General features: G+C 38.4%; 17 protein-coding genes and 1 pseudogene. 5 read left to right on the top strand and 13 right to left on the bottom strand.

Annotation, left to right across the window (positions count from 1 at the left end; translation table 11 throughout):
* Nucleotides 1-69: 69 nt before the first annotated feature.
* Nucleotides 70-1,113, bottom strand: coding sequence for a chromophore lyase CpcT/CpeT (locus tag KO505_RS16795; RefSeq protein ID WP_216056618.1), 1,044 nt, complete (start codon nucleotides 1,111-1,113; stop codon nucleotides 70-72).
* 234 nt (nucleotides 1,114-1,347) lie between these two features.
* Here KO505_RS16795 and KO505_RS16800 point away from each other — a divergent pair, with 234 nt between their 5' ends.
* Nucleotides 1,348-2,172 (top strand): SDR family NAD(P)-dependent oxidoreductase, encoded by an 825-nt coding sequence (locus tag KO505_RS16800; RefSeq protein ID WP_216056619.1) that lies wholly within the window; start codon nucleotides 1,348-1,350, stop codon nucleotides 2,170-2,172.
* Between the two features lie 30 nt (nucleotides 2,173-2,202).
* On the opposite strand, the gene KO505_RS16805 is transcribed toward KO505_RS16800, so the two are convergent.
* From KO505_RS16805 to KO505_RS17460, 12 genes and pseudogenes are all read right to left on the bottom strand, one after another.
* Nucleotides 2,203-3,378 (bottom strand): CaiB/BaiF CoA-transferase family protein, encoded by a 1,176-nt coding sequence (locus KO505_RS16805; protein ID WP_216056620.1) that lies wholly within the window; start codon nucleotides 3,376-3,378, stop codon nucleotides 2,203-2,205.
* Nucleotides 3,379-3,447: 69 nt separating this feature from the next.
* Nucleotides 3,448-4,641 carry a CaiB/BaiF CoA-transferase family protein gene (locus KO505_RS16810; protein WP_216056621.1) on the bottom strand — a complete coding sequence of 398 codons (1,194 nt, stop codon included), beginning with the start codon at nucleotides 4,639-4,641 and terminating at the stop codon, nucleotides 3,448-3,450.
* Nucleotides 4,642-4,726: 85 nt separating this feature from the next.
* Nucleotides 4,727-5,902: an acyl-CoA dehydrogenase family protein gene (locus KO505_RS16815; RefSeq protein WP_216056622.1), complete on the bottom strand. Its 1,176-nt coding sequence runs from the start codon at nucleotides 5,900-5,902 to the stop codon at nucleotides 4,727-4,729.
* A gap of 2 nt (nucleotides 5,903-5,904) precedes the next feature.
* Nucleotides 5,905-6,420: a MaoC family dehydratase gene (locus KO505_RS16820; RefSeq protein ID WP_216056623.1), complete on the bottom strand. Its 516-nt coding sequence runs from the start codon at nucleotides 6,418-6,420 to the stop codon at nucleotides 5,905-5,907.
* A 65-nt stretch (nucleotides 6,421-6,485) separates the two neighbouring features.
* Nucleotides 6,486-7,307, bottom strand: a complete 822-nt coding sequence (locus KO505_RS16825) for a CoA ester lyase (protein WP_216056624.1) — start codon at nucleotides 7,305-7,307, stop codon at nucleotides 6,486-6,488.
* Complete coding sequence (locus KO505_RS16830; RefSeq protein ID WP_216056625.1) at nucleotides 7,307-8,194, bottom strand: polysaccharide deacetylase family protein; 888 nt, start codon at nucleotides 8,192-8,194, stop codon at nucleotides 7,307-7,309. Before KO505_RS16830 ends, KO505_RS16825 begins: the two co-directional genes overlap by 1 nt.
* An 85-nt stretch (nucleotides 8,195-8,279) precedes the next feature.
* Nucleotides 8,280-9,137, bottom strand: a complete 858-nt coding sequence (locus KO505_RS16835; RefSeq protein ID WP_216056626.1) for an SDR family NAD(P)-dependent oxidoreductase — start codon at nucleotides 9,135-9,137, stop codon at nucleotides 8,280-8,282.
* Nucleotides 9,138-9,140: 3 nt separating this feature from the next.
* Nucleotides 9,141-9,455, bottom strand: a complete 315-nt coding sequence (locus KO505_RS16840; RefSeq protein ID WP_216056627.1) for an REDY-like protein HapK — start codon at nucleotides 9,453-9,455, stop codon at nucleotides 9,141-9,143.
* A 586-nt stretch (nucleotides 9,456-10,041) separates the two neighbouring features.
* The gene (locus KO505_RS16845; protein WP_216056628.1) at nucleotides 10,042-10,602 is read right to left on the bottom strand and encodes an alpha/beta hydrolase; all 561 of its coding nucleotides are present in this window, start codon (nucleotides 10,600-10,602) and stop codon (nucleotides 10,042-10,044) included.
* Between the two features lie 284 nt (nucleotides 10,603-10,886).
* A complete protein-coding gene (locus KO505_RS16850; RefSeq protein ID WP_216056629.1) occupies nucleotides 10,887-11,225 on the bottom strand; it encodes an OB-fold nucleic acid binding domain-containing protein in 339 nt (112 codons plus the stop codon).
* Nucleotides 11,212-12,405: a site-specific integrase gene (locus KO505_RS16855; RefSeq protein WP_216056630.1), complete on the bottom strand. Its 1,194-nt coding sequence runs from the start codon at nucleotides 12,403-12,405 to the stop codon at nucleotides 11,212-11,214. The genes KO505_RS16850 and KO505_RS16855 overlap by 14 nt, the downstream gene beginning before the upstream one ends.
* Nucleotides 12,398-12,651, bottom strand: a pseudogene (locus KO505_RS17460) (hypothetical protein). The gene KO505_RS16855 and the pseudogene KO505_RS17460 overlap by 8 nt, the downstream one beginning before the upstream one ends.
* 154 nt (nucleotides 12,652-12,805) lie before the next feature.
* On the opposite strand from KO505_RS17460, the gene KO505_RS16860 reads away from it, so the two are divergent.
* The 4 genes from KO505_RS16860 (at nucleotide 12,806) to KO505_RS16875 (ending at nucleotide 18,159) form a co-directional block, all read left to right on the top strand.
* A complete protein-coding gene (locus tag KO505_RS16860; RefSeq protein ID WP_216056691.1) occupies nucleotides 12,806-13,006 on the top strand; it encodes a helix-turn-helix transcriptional regulator in 201 nt (66 codons plus the stop codon).
* A 75-nt stretch (nucleotides 13,007-13,081) separates the two neighbouring features.
* Entirely contained in the window at nucleotides 13,082-15,130 is a 2,049-nt protein-coding gene (locus tag KO505_RS16865; RefSeq protein ID WP_216056631.1) for an Eco57I restriction-modification methylase domain-containing protein, read from the top strand.
* Between the two features lie 3 nt (nucleotides 15,131-15,133).
* On the top strand, nucleotides 15,134-16,300 hold the full coding sequence (locus KO505_RS16870) for a DNA cytosine methyltransferase (protein WP_216056632.1): 1,167 nt from the start codon (nucleotides 15,134-15,136) through the stop codon (nucleotides 16,298-16,300).
* On the top strand, nucleotides 16,297-18,159 hold the full coding sequence (locus tag KO505_RS16875; protein ID WP_216056633.1) for an McrB family protein: 1,863 nt from the start codon (nucleotides 16,297-16,299) through the stop codon (nucleotides 18,157-18,159). Before KO505_RS16870 ends, KO505_RS16875 begins: the two co-directional genes overlap by 4 nt.
* Nucleotides 18,160-18,167: the final 8 nt, after the last annotated feature.

Genomic DNA, 18,167 nt, shown 5'->3' on the forward strand with positions numbered 1-18,167 from the left:
AGCAATCAGACAAAATAAAGCCACCTATTACTAATTCACAATAGATGGCTTTATTACATTAAGTTTTAGTTAAAAACCAAAGTGTGGATTAACTTCTTTAACTTTTAACCCTGCTTGCATCCAACGTAAGTTCATACCAATTTTTACCGTGGTTCTATCACCCCAGATATAGGTAATGGTTTTACCCGTTTTGTTATCGATTAAACCAAACTTTAAAATTGGATCTGTTGTATTTTGATACGTTAATTGCGCTAGCTGAATTGAATAGCCTGTTTCTTCACCTGTTTTACTATCAACTAAAGGCCAGATTTGTCCTTCATTGTGTATTGTAATACCGCGATTAAAGCCCCATTTTGCATCGTCTGGTGCGTCTTTTCCGCCTAAACGGTTACCACCCCAACCTTCAAAATACGTTACTTTACGGTTGATATGAGCAATGCCTTGTTTATTACCAAAGATTTTTTTGCCATCTTCGTCATGTGCTGTATCGGAAATCCAAATTTCATTGTCGGTTAAGCGTAACGTGTCATTAAAGTACATCATCTTGCCAGAACGTTTAGATTTAATAGCACAGGTGTTTTCACCCATAATACCGTCAAAGTATTCACCTTTAGTATTCCACTGCCAATATACTTCACAACCTGGATAGGTCGTAATCTCATCGGTTGTTAAGGTTTGGTAAATGGCTGGATTTAAATGTGCATCTGCGTATTTAGCTTCATCTTTAAAACGATAGATATTAAGTTGTACCGCACCTTTTTCTTCGTTACGGATAAACTGATACAGACGTTGGCGATAGACTTTATTAACATCGCCGTCCATGTACTGTTTTACAAAATAGGTTTTTCCTTCTAAAGCCGGTGTTGGCACTGGTGCAAATATATGATGAATATGTTCATGCACTTGTAGTTCTTCATTTTTTACTTTGTCTATTTTGTCTTGCCAGTTTTGTTCATGATTATCAAACTCAGCAGCAAACCAGTTATGGAAAAGTTGCTCTTTAATCGGATCGTCTACTGGTTTTTGTGTGGAAGTTTGCTCTACTGCTGCACAACCGCCAAGGGCTAACGTAATCGCTAACGTTATAGATGCTGCTGATATTATCTTTTTCATTATTATTATCCTTTTTGACTTTGTAGCAATCTACCTAGATAAGGTGTTCTTGCCCAATGACGGATGTCAATTAGGAGATAGATCTGTTCTGTTATAGGCTTTTGTCACAATATGCTCTGTCATCAAAAGACTCACAGAAGTAACCTATAAACCTTGAACTATATAACTCAAGCTTTACACTAACTTTGACAAATCAAACTTGTGTAATACCACCTACTAATAAGGTCACACTAAATGCAAAAAACAATTCTCCTAACTGGCGCGACGGATGGCATTGGCCTAGCGACAGCAAAAGTATTAGTAGGACTTGGGCATACCGTTTTACTTCACGGCAGAAACAGTGAAAAACTTGAAGCGGTTAAAACATCTTTGTTAAACATAACCAAACAGCCAGAACAAATAGCATGTTATGTTGCGGATTTATCTGATTTGCATGACGTAATTAAACTCGCCAACGCGGTAAAACTAAAACATTCCTCGCTTGATGTATTGATCAATAATGCTGGCGTATTTAAAACACCTGAACCAATCACAAAAAAGGGTTTGGATGTTCGATTTGTGGTTAATACCATAGCACCGTATTTATTAACCAAATTATTACTGCCTTTAATGTCTAAAACCGGACGAGTCATTAACTTGTCATCTGCGGCACAAGCCCCTGTTGATATTCCTGCATTATTAGGTCAAGTGGCTATTACTGATGATTTTTCTGCCTATGCACAAAGTAAACTTGCCATTGTATTTTGGACACAATTCTTAGCTGAAAAATATGGGCAAAACTCAATTAATAGCCCTGCATTTATAGCTGTTAATCCGGGTTCTTTATTAGCCAGTAAAATGGTAACCGAAGGTTTTGGCATTGCAGGTAATGACCTAAGTATTGGTGCTAATATTGTTAGTGCTTTGGCACTTGAAGATGTATTTTCAAATGCTTCTGGCCGATATTTTGATAACGACGCTCAACAGTTTGCAGACCCACATCCGGATGCAACCGATAAAAGTAAAGTCGATAACCTTATATTCGCAATGAAAAACATCATTACGGAATTAACTGGTTAATAATATCAATCCCGCAGAATTTGATGACGTTTAGATAAAAGCTTTGTTCTGTTTCATCTTTTTAATAGCGTCTGGGCTATAACCTAAGTCAGTTAAAACCTGTTCTGTATCTTGGCTAAAACTCGGTAAATCAAAATTAGGTTGTGCTGGTTCTTGTTGATATTTTATTGGCACACCTAAATGGTTATTTCCGTTTTTGTCTGTTATTAACATTTCTCTTTCAAACAGGTGCTGCTCCCGCATAGCGCTGTTTAAGTCTCTAACCGGCGCCCAACATACATCAACATCCGCTAAAAACACTTCCCATTCTGTTAACGTTTTAGTGCTGAATGTTTCTATAAAATATGCTTTTACCGGGTCTTGTCCAATGCCCGGTGGCAACTTACATAAGGCATATAAATCATCACGTTGTGTTTCATTGTCACACAGCGCCGTTAATAAATTATGGGTAAACTTCAGCTCTGAACCACCTAAAGTTAAGTATTTATTATCCGCAGTTTTATAAATGTTATACATAGCTGAGCCGCCCCAACTGCGCTCCTGTTTTGGTACAGGCGAACGCGACTCGGCAAATGGAGGTCCCATAACATTGGCATACCAAGCAACTAACGAGTCTTGCATTGAGATATCCATATAATCTCCAAGACCAGTTTGTTGTTTGCGAATAATCGCCATTAATACCCCAGAAAAAGCCATCAAACTGCCAGCCATATCCGCAACTGGCATTGCTGGTTGTGCTGGCTGACCATCTAAACCTTCGTTAATGAATACGGCACCTGAATCTGCTTGAATGCTTAAATCATGAGCCGGCGCTAAGCGTTTTGGTCCAGTTTGACCATAGGCAGAAATTGAACAATAGATAATACCGGGGTTTATTGCTTTAACTTGCTCGTAACCAATCCCTAAACGGTCTACAACACCAGGACGGAACGCTTCAACAATCACGTCTACTGACTCACATAATTTCAGGAAGGCTTGTTTGCCCTCTTCTGATTTGAGGTTTAGGTTAATCGATTTTTTGCCACGAAATACATTACGAAACCAAACCGACTCACCGTTTTGTGTTAAGCCAACCTGACGAACCGGCTCGCCTCCCGGAGGCTCAAGACTAATAACTTCTGCACCGTGATCGGCCATCATCATAGTAAAGTGAGGTCCCGGTAAAAACAGGGATAAATCCAAAACTTTTATGCCTTCGAGTTTCATAACATAGATCTCTAAATACTTATTTAATTAGCGTTAAAAAGGCCATGTTACGGCCTATTTAAAGAATGACTAAATTGCACCTTGCTCTTTTAAAGCCGCTATTTGGCTTTCGCTATAACCTAGCTCTGCCATTAGTTCGTTGGTGGTATTACCCATTTTTCCACACGCTTTACCTTCAAGGCGTTTACCATCCACTTTGATTGGGTTACCCAATATCTCCATGTCTGGACTTGATGGATGTGGCACTTTACGCACCATACCAATGTCACGAATATATGGATTTTCCAAAGCTTGCGGTAAGTCATAGACCGGTGCACAAGGGATTTTACCTTTAAGAATTTCTAACCAATCTGCGGTATTGTTAGCGGCCATCACCCTGTCTATTTCTACCGTTAACACATCTCGATTATCTCGACGCTGAGCCACGGTTTTAAAGCGTTCTTGTTTTAATACATCGTCATTTAACAAGTCCATTAAGATGTCCCAAAACTTATCTGTCATGGCCATTAAAAAGATATAACTGTCTCTTGTTTTATATAGCTGACAAGGCACAGTTGCTGGATGTGCAGAGCGAGCAACTCGTTCTGTTACGTGGTTTTCATTTAAGTACCAAGTTGCAGGGTAAGATAACTGATGCAAAGCAACGTCGAATAAAGAAACATCCACATCACGACCTTGACCTGTTCGGTAAGCGCCTAACAAACCAGCGGTTAACCCTAATGAGGCAACAGCACCCGTCATAAAATCAACCATAGACACGCCAAAACGTGCAGGTGCTTGGCCTGGCTCACCCGTTAAAGACATTAATCCAGCTTCTGCTTGCATTAAATAGTCATAACCCGGCCAATTTGCTCTGTCATTATCTCGACCGTATGCAGATAAATGACCACAAACTATCTTAGGGTTGATATGTTTTAACGCGTCGTAGGTAATGCCTAGTTTTTCCGGCTGATCACCACGTAAATTATTGGTCACGGCATCGGCAGTTTTGACTAACTGTTCAAAAACCTTACGCCCTTCTTCTGATTTTAAATTTAGCGTAATACTCTTTTTATTTAGGTTAAAGGTTTGAAAAAAGTAACTGTCATTTTCGCCCAAAAAGAAAGGCCCAGTTTGACGAGATACATCACCGCCAATTTTAGGGTTTTCCACTTTAATAACTTCGGCACCCATGTCCGATAAAAACATAGATCCGTAAGGACCTGCACCATATTGCTCTACAGCAATAATGCGAATACCTTCTAACGGTAAATGTGTACTCATTTCGTTGTCCTTGGGTTCGTTTGAACCTTGAATTCATTGTGACACTAATGGCCTAACTTAACGTTAGGCCCATTAGGATGTGCCATTAGATTTTATGTTTTTCTACAAGTTGCTTAGCAATGATAATACGCTGCATCTCATTGGTACCTTCACCAATACACATCAGCATAGCGTCACGGTAATAACGCTCAATGTCATATTCGACTGAGTAGCTATAACCACCAAAAATACGCATAGCTTCATTGGCACAAAATACACCGGCTTCAGAGGCAAAGTATTTCGCCATGCCCGCTTCCATGTCACAACGCTCACCGGCGTCGTATTTCTCAGCTGCTTGTTCTATTAACAATCTTGATGCTTCAACTTTAGTGGCCATTTCACCCAGTTTTAATTGGATTGCTTGATGGTTACAAATAGGCGTACCAAAGGCTTCACGTTCTTGTGCATATTGCACCGCTAATTCCATCGCACCACGAGCGATACCAGCACCACGAGCAGCAACATTTATACGACCTAATTCTAGACCGCCAATGGCTTGGAGGAATCCTTTGCCTTCCTCACCACCCACTAAGTTTTCAGCTGGTACACGGAAGTTAGTGAATACCACTTCACAGGTATCAATAGCGCGATAACCCAGTTTTTTCATTTTGATCACTTCGATACCCGGAAGGAAGTTTCCTTCGGCATCTTTGGTCTCAACAAAAAACATGCTGGTGCCTTTATGGCGTGGCTGTATTTCAGTATCGGTTTTCACTAATACCGCTAAAGAGTTACCGTTTAATGAGTTAGTGATCCAAGTTTTAGCGCCATTGATAATGTAATCATCGCCGTCACGCACTGCGACAGTGCGGATTGCTTGTAGATCACTACCTGCATTGGGTTCTGTTAATGCAATGCCGCCACGTAATTCACCTGTTACCATACGAGGCAAAATACGTTCTTTTTGTGCGTCAGTTCCACAACGTTCAACTAAAGATGCTTGTATAAGGTGCGAGTTAAAAATTCCCCCCGGAGCCATCCAAGCAGAAGCCACTTTAATTACTATTTTGGCGTAAATTGAGGCAGGTAAACCCATGCCCCCAAAGTCTTGACCGATAGTTGCACCAAACAGACCTAAGTCTTTCATTTGCTCAACTAAGTCATGCGGGTATTTGTCCGCTTGATCATATTCTTGTGCAATGGGACGAACTTCGTTTTCAACCCATTTATCGATCATATCGATAATGGCTATTTCATCTTCTTTTGAATAAGCTTCAGACATGATTAGTCCTCCAAATCTTCAACCGCATGACCCACTTTTGCGATTAACATTTTACGAACAAACTGACATACCTGAACGCCGTCTTGGTTAATACCACGAGTTCTAATAGTCACTATACCTTGTGTAGGGCGTGACTTAGATTCACGTTTTTCTAATACTTCTGATTCTGCGTATAAGGTGTCACCAACAAACATAGGGTGAGTCATACGGATATCATCCCAACCTAAGTTCGCAATGGCTTTTTGGCTACAATCCGTCACGCTCATGCCAACCATTAAGGCGACCGTTAATGGTGAACAAACTATGCATTTACCAAATTCACTTTTCTTAGCAAACTCTTCATCAAAATGCATTGGATGGGTATTCATTGTCATTAATGTGAACAGGTGATTATCGTATTCAGTAATGGTTTTGCCCGGACGGTGTTCGTAAATATCGCCAACGTGAAACTCTTCAAAATAACGACCAAACGTTTCGCGATAACGGTTTTCACCTACTTTCTTTGATTTTTGAACCATAATAATTACCTCTTTACCTAATATTTTGTTTACTGACTTAGTCTCTAAATCAGTTTTAAATGGGTTTAATTAGCCGCGGCTGCTAATTGTAAAATTCGTTTTGAAGCCAATATGATTGGCCTGTCGACCATGCGTCCATTGACCACAACCACACCGGCATCTTCTTTACCGTCAACCGCAGACATCACGGCATTGGCATATTCGATTTGCTCTGCTGTAGGTGAAAATGCTTGATGGATAGCCGCTATCTGACATGGGTGTATCGCCGCTTTTGCGGTATAACCCAACGCCTTCACTTTTTGCGTTTCGTTGATTAAACCCGCCTCATCTTTAATATTGACGTAAGGCACGTCGATAAGGTCAACTTTGGCCTTAGCTGCCGCTAACACCAGCTGACTACGAACAAACAACAGCGGTTCGTAGCTAAAGTCACAACGTAATTCGGCAGACATGTCGGCTCCACCAAACATTAACGCTGCTACTTTTTTTGATGCACAGGCAATTGAATAGGCATTATCTAAACCCGTTGGGGTTTCAACTAATGCAATTAATTGAGAATTGTTATCTGCAAGAATTTGACTGGCCTTGGCAATTTCGTCGGCACTTTCACATTTGGCTAACATAATGTAAGCCGGGTTTACTGCGGCTAATGCTTGCAAATCTGTTAAACCAAGCTCAGTCACCAAAGGGTTAATACGAACACACACATCGCGGTTGCCCGCTTGTATATATTCGATTACCGCTTGGCGAGCGGAGTCTTTATCTGTTGGTAGTACCGCATCTTCCAAGTCAATACAGGTTAAATCTGCACCTGCGTTTTGCGCCTTAGCAAAACGGTCTGGTTTTGAGCCCGGCACAAACAATAATGAACGAATAATGTCAGACATTATTTTACTGCCTTTGTTGAGTCGTCCGTTTTGGCCACGTTAGCTTGAAAGTGTTCCGCTATATCCTGACGAGTGGCAAACCACACACCCGGCTTGCTCTTAATGTATTCAAAAAATTCTTTTAGTGCCCAAATACGGCCAGGTCGACCAATAATTCGTAAGTGTAAACCTATGCTCATCATGCGCGGCTGCTCTGCACCTTCTTCGTATAAAACATCAAAGGTATCTTTGGCATACTTCAACCAAGCTTCTGGTGTGTACGACGGAGCAACCCACATTTTCATGTCGTTAGAATCTAATGCGTAAGGCACTATCACCATAGGTTCATCTGACCCATTTACGGTATCCCAAAAAGGCGCATCTGAACTGTAATCATCCATGTGGTACAAGAAACCTTCTTCTTGTAATAAACGGCGGGTATTTTCAGTTAATAAATAACGTGACAACCAACCTAATGGGCGTTTACCCGTCGTTTTTTCAATACTCGTCACGGCATTTTTTATAAATTGACGCTCTTCGGTTTCATCCATACGGAATTGATGGATCCAGCGATACCCATGCGAACAGGTTTCATCATCACGACGGGCAATTGCCTCAGCCAAATAAGGCGCTCGCTCTAAACTGACGGCAGCAGCTGTCCACGTTGCACGTATATCGTATTCATCCAATAACTTGATGATGCGCGGGCCACCTTCATTAATACCGTACTGATAGTTAGATTCGTTACCGTAATTACGCATTGGTTTTTTAAGGTGCACCATGAGTTCATCAACGGGCTCCATGCCTTTATCACCATCTTTAACAGTGTATTCAGAACCTTCTTCAACATTCACAACCACTGACATTGCCAGTCTTGCACCTTCAGGCCATTGATAATTATTTGGCATTTCATTCTCTCTTTTACCGAGCAAAACTCGGTTTACTAATACTTAATTAACGATTATTTACGGACAACAATTGGCAAAAATGCAGCTAGTGGTACTCTTCACCACCTGAAACATTCATACATTCACCTGTGATATAACTGGCTTGGTCTGAACATAAAAACGCACAAGCTTTGGCTGTGTCTTCTTGCAGTCCAGGACGACCTAGCGGAATACGATCTCGCATGTCTTGCATATATTTGTCGTGGCCTTTACCTGTTACTTCTGAGAAGTGTGAGTTTTGCCATGCCCCCAACCCTGTGGTTACGTGGTTTGGGCAAATTTCATTTACATTGATTTTGTATTGACCTAACTCTTGTGCGGATACTCGGGTTAAGCCATTCATGCCATGTTTTGATGTGGTATAAGCTGATGCATGGGCAAAGGCAGATTTTGAAGCTTGAGAACCAATATTGATGATCTTGCCTCCATTGCCTAACTCAACCATTTTCTCTGCCGCAAACTTAATACCTAAGAAAGTGCCTCGTAAATTTACGTTGAGAACGGCATCCCACTCATCTACGTCCATTTCTAGGATAGGTTTCATTAAGTAACCAATGCCTGCGTTATTAACCCATATATCTAAACTTCCGTATGTGTCGACAGCAAATTGTGCTGCCGCTTTTACTTCATCAGGATTTAATACGTTACAGATAAATGAAGAGGCTTCGCCACCAGAAGCTTTAATGTCATCGACAATCTTTTGCATTTCATCGGTAGTGCCTATGGCAGACTCTGGCATATGCGCACCGGCAGCTTTGCCGATATCTGTGATGATGACTTTACAACCTTCTGCAGCTAAACGTTTAGCCATGGCCTCGCCTAAACCAGCATGACGACCTGCGCCTGTGATCACAGCAACCTTGCCTTGTAATTCTGGATATTGAATATGAGATGTTTGAGACATAGTTTATGCCTCTATTTTTGAAGTCATGATGAATAAAGGGTTGTCGGCAAACGACTGAAATTCGCCAGCTACTTTTTGCATAACAGCAGAGGACGCATCTTTACCAAACTGTTCCATGTCGTTAATTTCTAATATTTCGATATATTGATATGGCGAATTATCTTCTGACATTAAAAGCCCTTCCGCTTTTAATACGGCAAACTTATCTACCGATGGCAAACCACTGGCCGTTGGAATATCAGTTGTTTTTGCCCAGCTTTCATATTCTGAAACTTGAGCCGTGTCTTTTAAATTAAACAATACAATGATAGTCGTCATGCTTTTCCCCTAGGAACATAAATTCTTTTTATTTGTCCGGACAAATTTAGTAACTGAGGTGCAAGAAGTCAATCGCAAGAACTAGCTGTAACTAGACGATTTGATATATGGCAAATAGGGGTGCGTTAAAAGTCGATATTGCGGGGTCAGATCTGAATTAAACCGATTGAAATGAAGATTATTGGTTTATCACGTTACGAGGTTAAATGGCTTCTGCTAGTGCAAAAGTTATCTAATACATATCCATATACTTAATTTTAAGTCTTATCACCAACCTTTATCAGAAAACTTGAGCTTCTTTATTATATTGGCACCGCGCAACTTAATGTCAATTTTGGCATTAGAGCATTATTCTGTTACCACTGTCTTTTTCCCTGCAGTAACAGCATTAGCTTGTATTACACTGATTGGATTAGTGATGTATAGACGCAAAGTTTTTACTTTAAAAACGGCTGAGAATAAATGTAACTCGTTTCTGAATAGAAGTGGGTGTCCAGCTAACTTATCTTTGGACAAAAGTGAGTTTGAACGTTCAATTCAGCCGGCGCCGAAGGCGGTCGGCTGCAATTTATTGTTATGTGGCAGATCATTCTAAGCTCTTTATGGTTTCAACAACCTTTTGCAATCCGTTTTTAAATGCATGATCGTTACCGCTAAGTTGATGAGCAATTGCGTCTGTGAAATGTGTCTGATAGTGCTTCATGTGGTCGCAAGGAACAATAGGATCATTAAGGCAATGATAGAGATGGACTTTGCGAAGTTCAGGAAGATGGTCTTGAAAATTCCCTTTCAAAGTAAAATCATTCACATTCCAACCGTCTCTTCCCCAATATGGTACTGATATTAACAAAAGGCCTTTTATACGTAAGTTGGTTTCGGTTTCCTCTTCGGAAAGATATTTTAACAACATGCTTCCCCCTAACGAGTGGCCTATTAAAATAACTTCTCCTGTTAGGTTGGCAAGTTTATGGTTAAACATTGATTTCCACATAGAAAATTCAGGCGCTTCTGGATCTTCAATTATTGGACACTGTATTTCATAGCCACTCCCAAGTGACTTACTTAGCCACTCGACAAAGTCATGACTCCCTTGACCTGGACTGCCTTGCGCTCCCCCACTGTGAGCAATAAAAATCTGCTTTGACACCTGAGAACTCCTTTACTGGGAAATATATGCCCACACTAAAAATTTAAGCCGATTTGGCATGGTCACTAATACACAGAACGCCCGCGTAATAGGCGCGAACTTGTGAGCGTCTTAATTCACGCGTTTGTTATGCGTAAAATACAACAGTTCAGTCGACAGTTTAGCGAGTTGATCAATACAAGTTCCCCACCCATCGACAAAACCTATATCTGCGAATTACATTGCCACCCACTTTAAATTATTACCGAATTACATTGCCACCCACTTTAAATGAAACTTACGAATTACATTGCCACCCACTTTAAATGCCCATAGTTAGCAATTAAGCTGTCTTTAGCTGCAGACTCTGCTAAAACCACACGGAAAAACTGTTTAGCACCGATTGATGTTTTGGCCACCTCCAGCTGAACTAATTGCTGTGGCTGCAATTTAGAAAAGAAGTTTTGCTCATCAAAGCAGTAGGCAATGACGCTGGCTTTGTGATCAGTCAAAGTCAATTCCCAATATGGCTGGCCGTGCTTATCGACTCGGGCAACAAACCCTACTAAAAAGTAAATACCTTTAAAACGCATGAAATTCGTCGCATCGTTTAAACATGGCTGTATAGAATTATTGATCTTCATCTTGGTCACCTTTTTTGTCATCTACAAAAAGTTTTTCTACTAAAGTGTTCATCGCACTGCCGTCATTCCGAGTTAAATTAGGGACATATCGCGAGTAAACACGAAACAGCATTTCGGTATTTGCATGGCCCATTTGACGTGCTATCCATTCTGGTGACTCACCAGAGGCGAGCCATAATGTCGCGGCGGTATGACGCATTTGGTAAGGGTTTCGTTTTTCTACTCCAACTAAACGAAGTAAGGGATACCAGACATGCTTTGTGACAGAGTTGTACTCAAGAGGTTGGCCCGCTTTAGTGACAAAAACATAATCACCACTGCCGGTACGTGACTTCATAACTTTAAAGGCGTTGTAGACTTGATCACTCATGTAGATCTCGCGCTGACTAAAGTCGTTTTTGGTATAAGCGGCCTCACCTGCCGAAATAGTTTCGCGGATCATGATCAGGCGCTTCTCAAAGTCGACATACTTCCAACGCAAGCCATCAATCTCACTGGTTCGCATACCGGTAAAAAACCGAATTAAGAAATACTCTTTAAAGTCTGGGCGACAGTTATCAAGAATCACCTTAATTTCTTCCGGCGTAAAAGGCTTGATATCCGTCTTCGGGACCTTTAAAGGCTTAATGCTTTTGTAAGGTGATATAAAATCAAACCGTTCAGCAGCTTCATTAATAATGGCTCGAAAGATCTTCAAGTGGCGATTAACATGCCCAGGTGAAAATGCTGCTCCATCTCTCTTTTTTAGGTTACAAAGATGCCCTCTAAATTGAAGAACTTGGGATTTAGTCACTTCATTTACCGGAATATCTCCAAAATATGGGATCACGCGATTTTCGATGATATTGGTGACTGTTGTAAGGTAGCTCTTACGCCACTGCACCTTGCTCTCTTGAAACCAAGTTTTTGCAAACTGAGTGACCGTCGGTATCGCTGAGTTTCCCTGCACTTTTTGCGCTACCGCATCGAGCTTTTTAATCGCTGAGCCATTAGGAAATGTCTCTTTATAATTAAACGTACCCAGTAAGATTTCCGCTTCTATCTTGTCTAACAATGCACGTAGACGTTTTCGGTTCTGCGCCGTATCGTTAAGCTCGGTTTGCTCACGGCAGCGAATATTTCGATATCGAAAGTCGATATACAACTTTCTAGTTTCCTTTCGGACATTGATACTAGCCATTATGTTGACCTCCCATAACTGAACTTCCATTTGTCATAGGAATGGCCATTGCTTGCTGTGAAAATTTACACATGTCGCGTTGAATCACTTCCCAGTTATACAAAATTTTACGGCCACCAAATGGTCGAAAATAATGAATTCCTCAAGCAAAACAGAATCCTTTAGACGTTCACGAATGGTGCGAGTGTCGTATTTGATCAACTTTGAAAGTTCTAATGTCGTAACAAAATTTGAACTCAATTGCATAGCTATCTCCTAAAACAAATGTTAAGTTAGGCAACAAATATTCATTCACAAATTCAATTTGTCATCCTAAATGACATTATGCATCCCAAAATGCAATTGTCAGTAACTTTTTGTTATTCTGGATAACATTATGCTATTCACGGGGTTAATCGGCATGATTAGGTGTCACTTGGCTCGCCTTATGGGCGAAAGAAAAATGAAAATAATGGACGTAGCACGCGAAACTGGTCTTAATCGCAATACGGTAACGTTACTTTATAAAGAAACAGCACAAAGAATCGACTTAGATGCAGTCGATAAATTGTGTGATTTGTTTGATTGTGAAGTTGGGGAGTTGTTGGAGAAAGTCGAGTAAGTCCTTAGCTTTGAGCACATACCGAGATTGACATTAATTATTTCTGAAAACTTAAGCAATACATAGAGCGAAAAAGTGAATAATAGTTCGAAAAGCATACATGATACCGATAACTCTGAAGTTTCTACTAAAGAGATAAACAAGGTTTACAATTACTTTAATAAAATTCAACGCCATATTCTAGCCCACCTTAGCCAAGAAAATAGCGAGAATGTTCTCATCTATCAGTCCAACCAATTAACTACTATATTGATATTGTTAGAAGTAGTTTCGAAAACCTACCCTATTTCTCGTAATTTTATAACAACGAAAATGTTTGAAGAAGGTAACGTTGAGTTACTTTTAAGAGAGTTGCTAAAAAAGCCAGAAAAAAGACAATGTAAAGAGCTAATTTCAATCCCTCTTTTAACTATTGCAAGTTCGACTTTTGAATTGGCACAATACTACTCAATGAGCATGATGGAAGGCATTGCTCCACTTATAGCAAAAATGGGTTTAGAGAGATTTTGTGAACCGGACAACTTTGTGATTAATAATGTTTTAGGACAGGTATTTGAAAAACATATAAATAAAAAAGAAACCGGTGCATATTACACAGATATAAATACCACTCAATATATTACAGAAACCTCTATTCTCTCTAACATTATTGTTTCATGGGCATCAAAAGATAAAGCAATTGAAACGTATATTTCTGCGCCTGAGAGCCACAGCCTAGAAACTTACATTGCAAAAAACAACTCATTATTTATATTACTCCAGGATTTAGTAACTAATTCAAATAATTTGGATTTGATAAGGGAGATTGTTAAGTCCATTAAAGTACTAGATCCAACATGTGGGTCTGGCGCCTTTGTTTTCTCCGCATATAAAGTAATCAAAAAAGTTCACAACCTTTTGAGAATTCAGAGTAAGCAGCCTTTCCAGTTTATAATGAATAATAATATCTTTGGAATTGACCTCGATAAAGAAGCTATTGAAATTCTAACTATCAGACTTTGTATTGAGGGACTAAAACTAAATGTTGACTGTTCAGGTCTCGCAAACAATTTCTACTGTGACAATACATTGACTTCATCAATTTTCGATAATCATAAATTCGATTGCATAATTGGAAATCCCCCTTATTTAGAATACAGGAAAGTAAAACATCAATACTCTTTAGCAAACTATCAGGTTAAAAAATGCAACAACTTATATGCGTTTGTACTCGAAAAATCGTTGAGATTACTTAAAGAAGGTGGGTATATGGGCATGATAATTCCAATCTCATATATTTCAACAAAAAGAATGTTTCCTATAAGGGACTTACTAATAAAAAATAGTAAGATACATTTCTGTGCTAGTTTCGCAGATAGGCCTTCATGTTTATTCAATGGAGTGCACCAGAAACTGAATATTATATTTTTACAAAAGAAAACGTCTTCAGTTTCAACAGATATTTATACAAGTAACTATAAGCATTGGCTAAAAAAAGAAAGTGTAGATCTTTTTAATCAAATTTATTTCATTAAAAATACTATTGAAAGTAACGATTTTATTTATAAGATCGGAAACACCTTAGAACATGAAATAATAGATAAAATTATTAATCGCTCTAGAATTTGCTTGATTGACAACTGCGTAACTGAAAGTTCTCATAAGGTGTATTTGAATATGCGAATGGCCTTCTGGGGCAAAGCATTCAATGTTCCTCAAAAATCTCGTGAATATAAAGAATTTAATTTCGCCAATGCGGAAGAAGCAGCTTTGTTCACACTTATTGTGAATTCAAACCTTTATTTCTTTTTTTGGGAGAGTATTTCTGACGCATGGCATATAACAAACAAAGATTTGAGCAACTTCAAAGTGGATTTTAAAGAGTTTAGCTCCGCTCAATTAAGCCAAGCAGTGGAATTGTGCAACGAGATTAACTTATCTCTAGAAAAAACGAAGAAATACATTGGGTCAGTTCAAACTGACTATGAATATCAACATAAAAAAATCAAACATACCATCGACAAAATTGATGATATTTTATCTAACTACTTTAACTTCAATAATCAAGAAAAGAATTATATTAGGAATTATCAGTTAAAGTATAGACTCAACGACGAATTTGAAAACTATATGATAGGCAAATAATAAGTGAATGTAATAGACCTTTTTTCAGGGGCTGGTGGGTTTTCCACAGGTCTCGAGCAGTGCGGTTTTGAGATAGTTCTTGCTAATGAATTAGATCCGTCCATATCCCATACTTATAAAAAAAATCATCCTAAAACATTGATGATAAATCTAGACATTAATAAATTTGTAAATCAAATAGACGATAATATAGATCTGTATCTAAACGAAAGCGGCCTTGATGCAAGTACAGTAAAGCGAAAATTGGCAAATATAGATCTGGTTGTAGGCGGCCCTCCGTGTCAAGGTTTTAGTATGGCAGGCGAGCGAATACGAAAAAGTAAATCATTTTTGGATGATCCACGTAATTTTCTGTTTAATTCTTACTTTAAAGTCATTCAAAAATTTGAACCCGAGTACTTCCTTTTTGAAAATGTAGTAGGTTTACTCAGTATGAAAAGTGGAGATATTTTGAAACAAATTGAATTGCTTTTCTCTGAAAAAAGTAATTTTAAAAGAGGCCGGTACTTTCTAACTATAAAAGTTTTTGATGCCAGCGAGTATGGGGTTCCACAGCAGCGTAAGAGAGTAATAATTCTAGGTTCAAAAAAACCAGTAGAATTTGACGAATTAATCAAGCGAACACTTTCAAATTTAGATCCTGAATTGAAGAAACGTTTTACGAATAAAGTAAGTTTGTCCGATGCCATCTATGACCTAAACTACTTGGAGTCTGGCCAAGGCGATATGATTCAAGAATATACCACTACTGTAACCTCAAATTATCAAAAAGCTATGAGAGGTAATTCAAAGAAACTATTTAATCATGTAGCTCCGAAACATACAGACCTCGCTTTGACTCGCATAAAACAAATTAAAGAAAACCAGAATTGGAAAAACTTAATTGAACATGAAAGCATAAAATCAGTTCACAGCGGTGCATATGGCCGATTATCTTGGGATAAACCTACTAAAACCATTACAACTAGATTCGATACACCCTCCGGCGGTCGATTTATTCACCCAGAAAAAGACAGAACTCTAACTCCGAGGGAAGCCGCTAGAATACAGTCTTTCCCTGATGATTTTGTTTTCTTAGGTTCAAAGTCATCAATTTGCAAACAGATAGGCAACGCAGTCCCTCCACTATTAGCAGAATTTTTAGGTCTTATAATAAGGAATATTAAATGATTAAAGAGCTCGATAAAAGAATTAATAACATTAAGAGCCTCGAGAAAGATCAGTGTTGGTACATCACACGCCAATCTTTAGATTTCAAAGATTTATGCTACGCAGCAAAAATAGTAAACACATTTAAAGATAGAAGTGATCAGAATATTAATTTCGAAAGCTTCTTTAAAGAAAAAGCAGCGGAATACAATATTTCTACAGTTCATCGAATGACAAGAAATTGTCTTTATGTCGGATTGTGTCAAACAAGTGGAAGTAAATTCGAAGATTATTATATCACTTCAGAGTACAAAGAGATTGAGAAACTATGTGAGGGCAAGTTTGAAAATGTCGATTTATATGAAGAGATTATGATCAAGCTTATTGAGAAAATATTCATATCTGCAGAACATGATGAACAAAATGACGACTTACGAAAAAATATAAGACTTCACCCCACTTTATTTCTTTATAAAATATTGGCTTCTCTTTATGATCTTGGTTTAGCACCAGAAATTACTCTAAATGAATTTAGATTATTTGTAGGAACAGCTGAAAGATATCAAGACTGGTTTACGACTATAGCTTTAATAATCGAAAGCAGGAAAGATAACAGTGTATTTGAACTCGAAGAGTTAAATGACTTATATGATAAGTTTGAAGAATCTAGCCATTTACCAAAAACAGTTACTGAAGGAAATCGGTTCAACGTTCTGTTTAAAAATTTACCTTTTCTTGTAGTGACTCAGAGTAACATCAAACTAAGTACAGACTATATCCAAAAGATTAAGACGAAGTTAATTAAATATGAAAGTCTTTTAGTTAATGCAACTGATTTAGAGAATATCAATTTAGACGACCTGTTTGTTAAAATAGACCAAGAAACAATAACTTCTAGTATTAAAGTTGAGGAAATTCACGCTAATTATTTTAACAAAGAACTAGCAGTTGGTGACAACAGAATATTTTACGGCCCTCCTGGAACCGGAAAATCACAATTAGTCCTAAAAAATATTCAAAAGTTAAATTTACCTCCTCAAAATATAGAAGTTGTTACTTTTCATCCTGAGTTTGATTATCAATCTTTTATTGGCACTTATAAACCTGTTTCTGTTTTTGATGGAAACACATCTAACTCAATTCAATACAGGTTCGTTCCTCAATCATTTATAAAGATTTACGCGAGAGCTTGGCTTAATCCAAACGAGAATTTTGTACTACAAATTGAAGAAATAAACAGAGGCAATTGTGCGGAGATATTTGGAGATATTTTTCAGCTATTAGATAGAGATCCAAATTATAAAATATCAGCTAGCACAGAACTTTTGGCGTACTTAGCCGTTGAGTTTAAAGATAACCCTACTTTGCTAAAGTCGCTAGATAGCGGAAAGTTAATGTTACCTAATAATTTATTTATTTGGGCAACAATGAACACTTCAGATCAATCTCTATTTCCAATGGATAGCGCATTCAAAAGACGGTGGGACTGGGTCTACGTTCCTATAAACTACGACTGCACGGATTCAAACTTTAAAATTGTTCTAAAAGACGGAAGCAGCTATTCATGGCTCGAATTTATTCGTGAGGTTAATAAGCAAATAGTTTCAATCACACTGTCTCCTGATAAACAAATTGGTAACTGGTTTATCAACGCAAATAAATCAGAGCAAAAGGGTATCATCTCGCAAAAACAATTCATAAATAAAATTCTTTTTTATTTGTGGAATGATATTTTAAAAGAAGAGACTGACTCGTTTTTAACTAATGAGAACGGTGACACTATTCTTTATGATGATTTTTTTGATGCATCCAATGCAATTACTTTAATCAAGTCAATGTTTGCAAAACTTAGTGTCAAACAAATTGAGACGACTCCATAGGACAAAGT

The organism is Psychrosphaera sp. F3M07 (genome assembly GCF_018860345.1).
Lineage (GTDB): Bacteria > Pseudomonadota > Gammaproteobacteria > Enterobacterales > Alteromonadaceae > Psychrosphaera > Psychrosphaera aquimarina.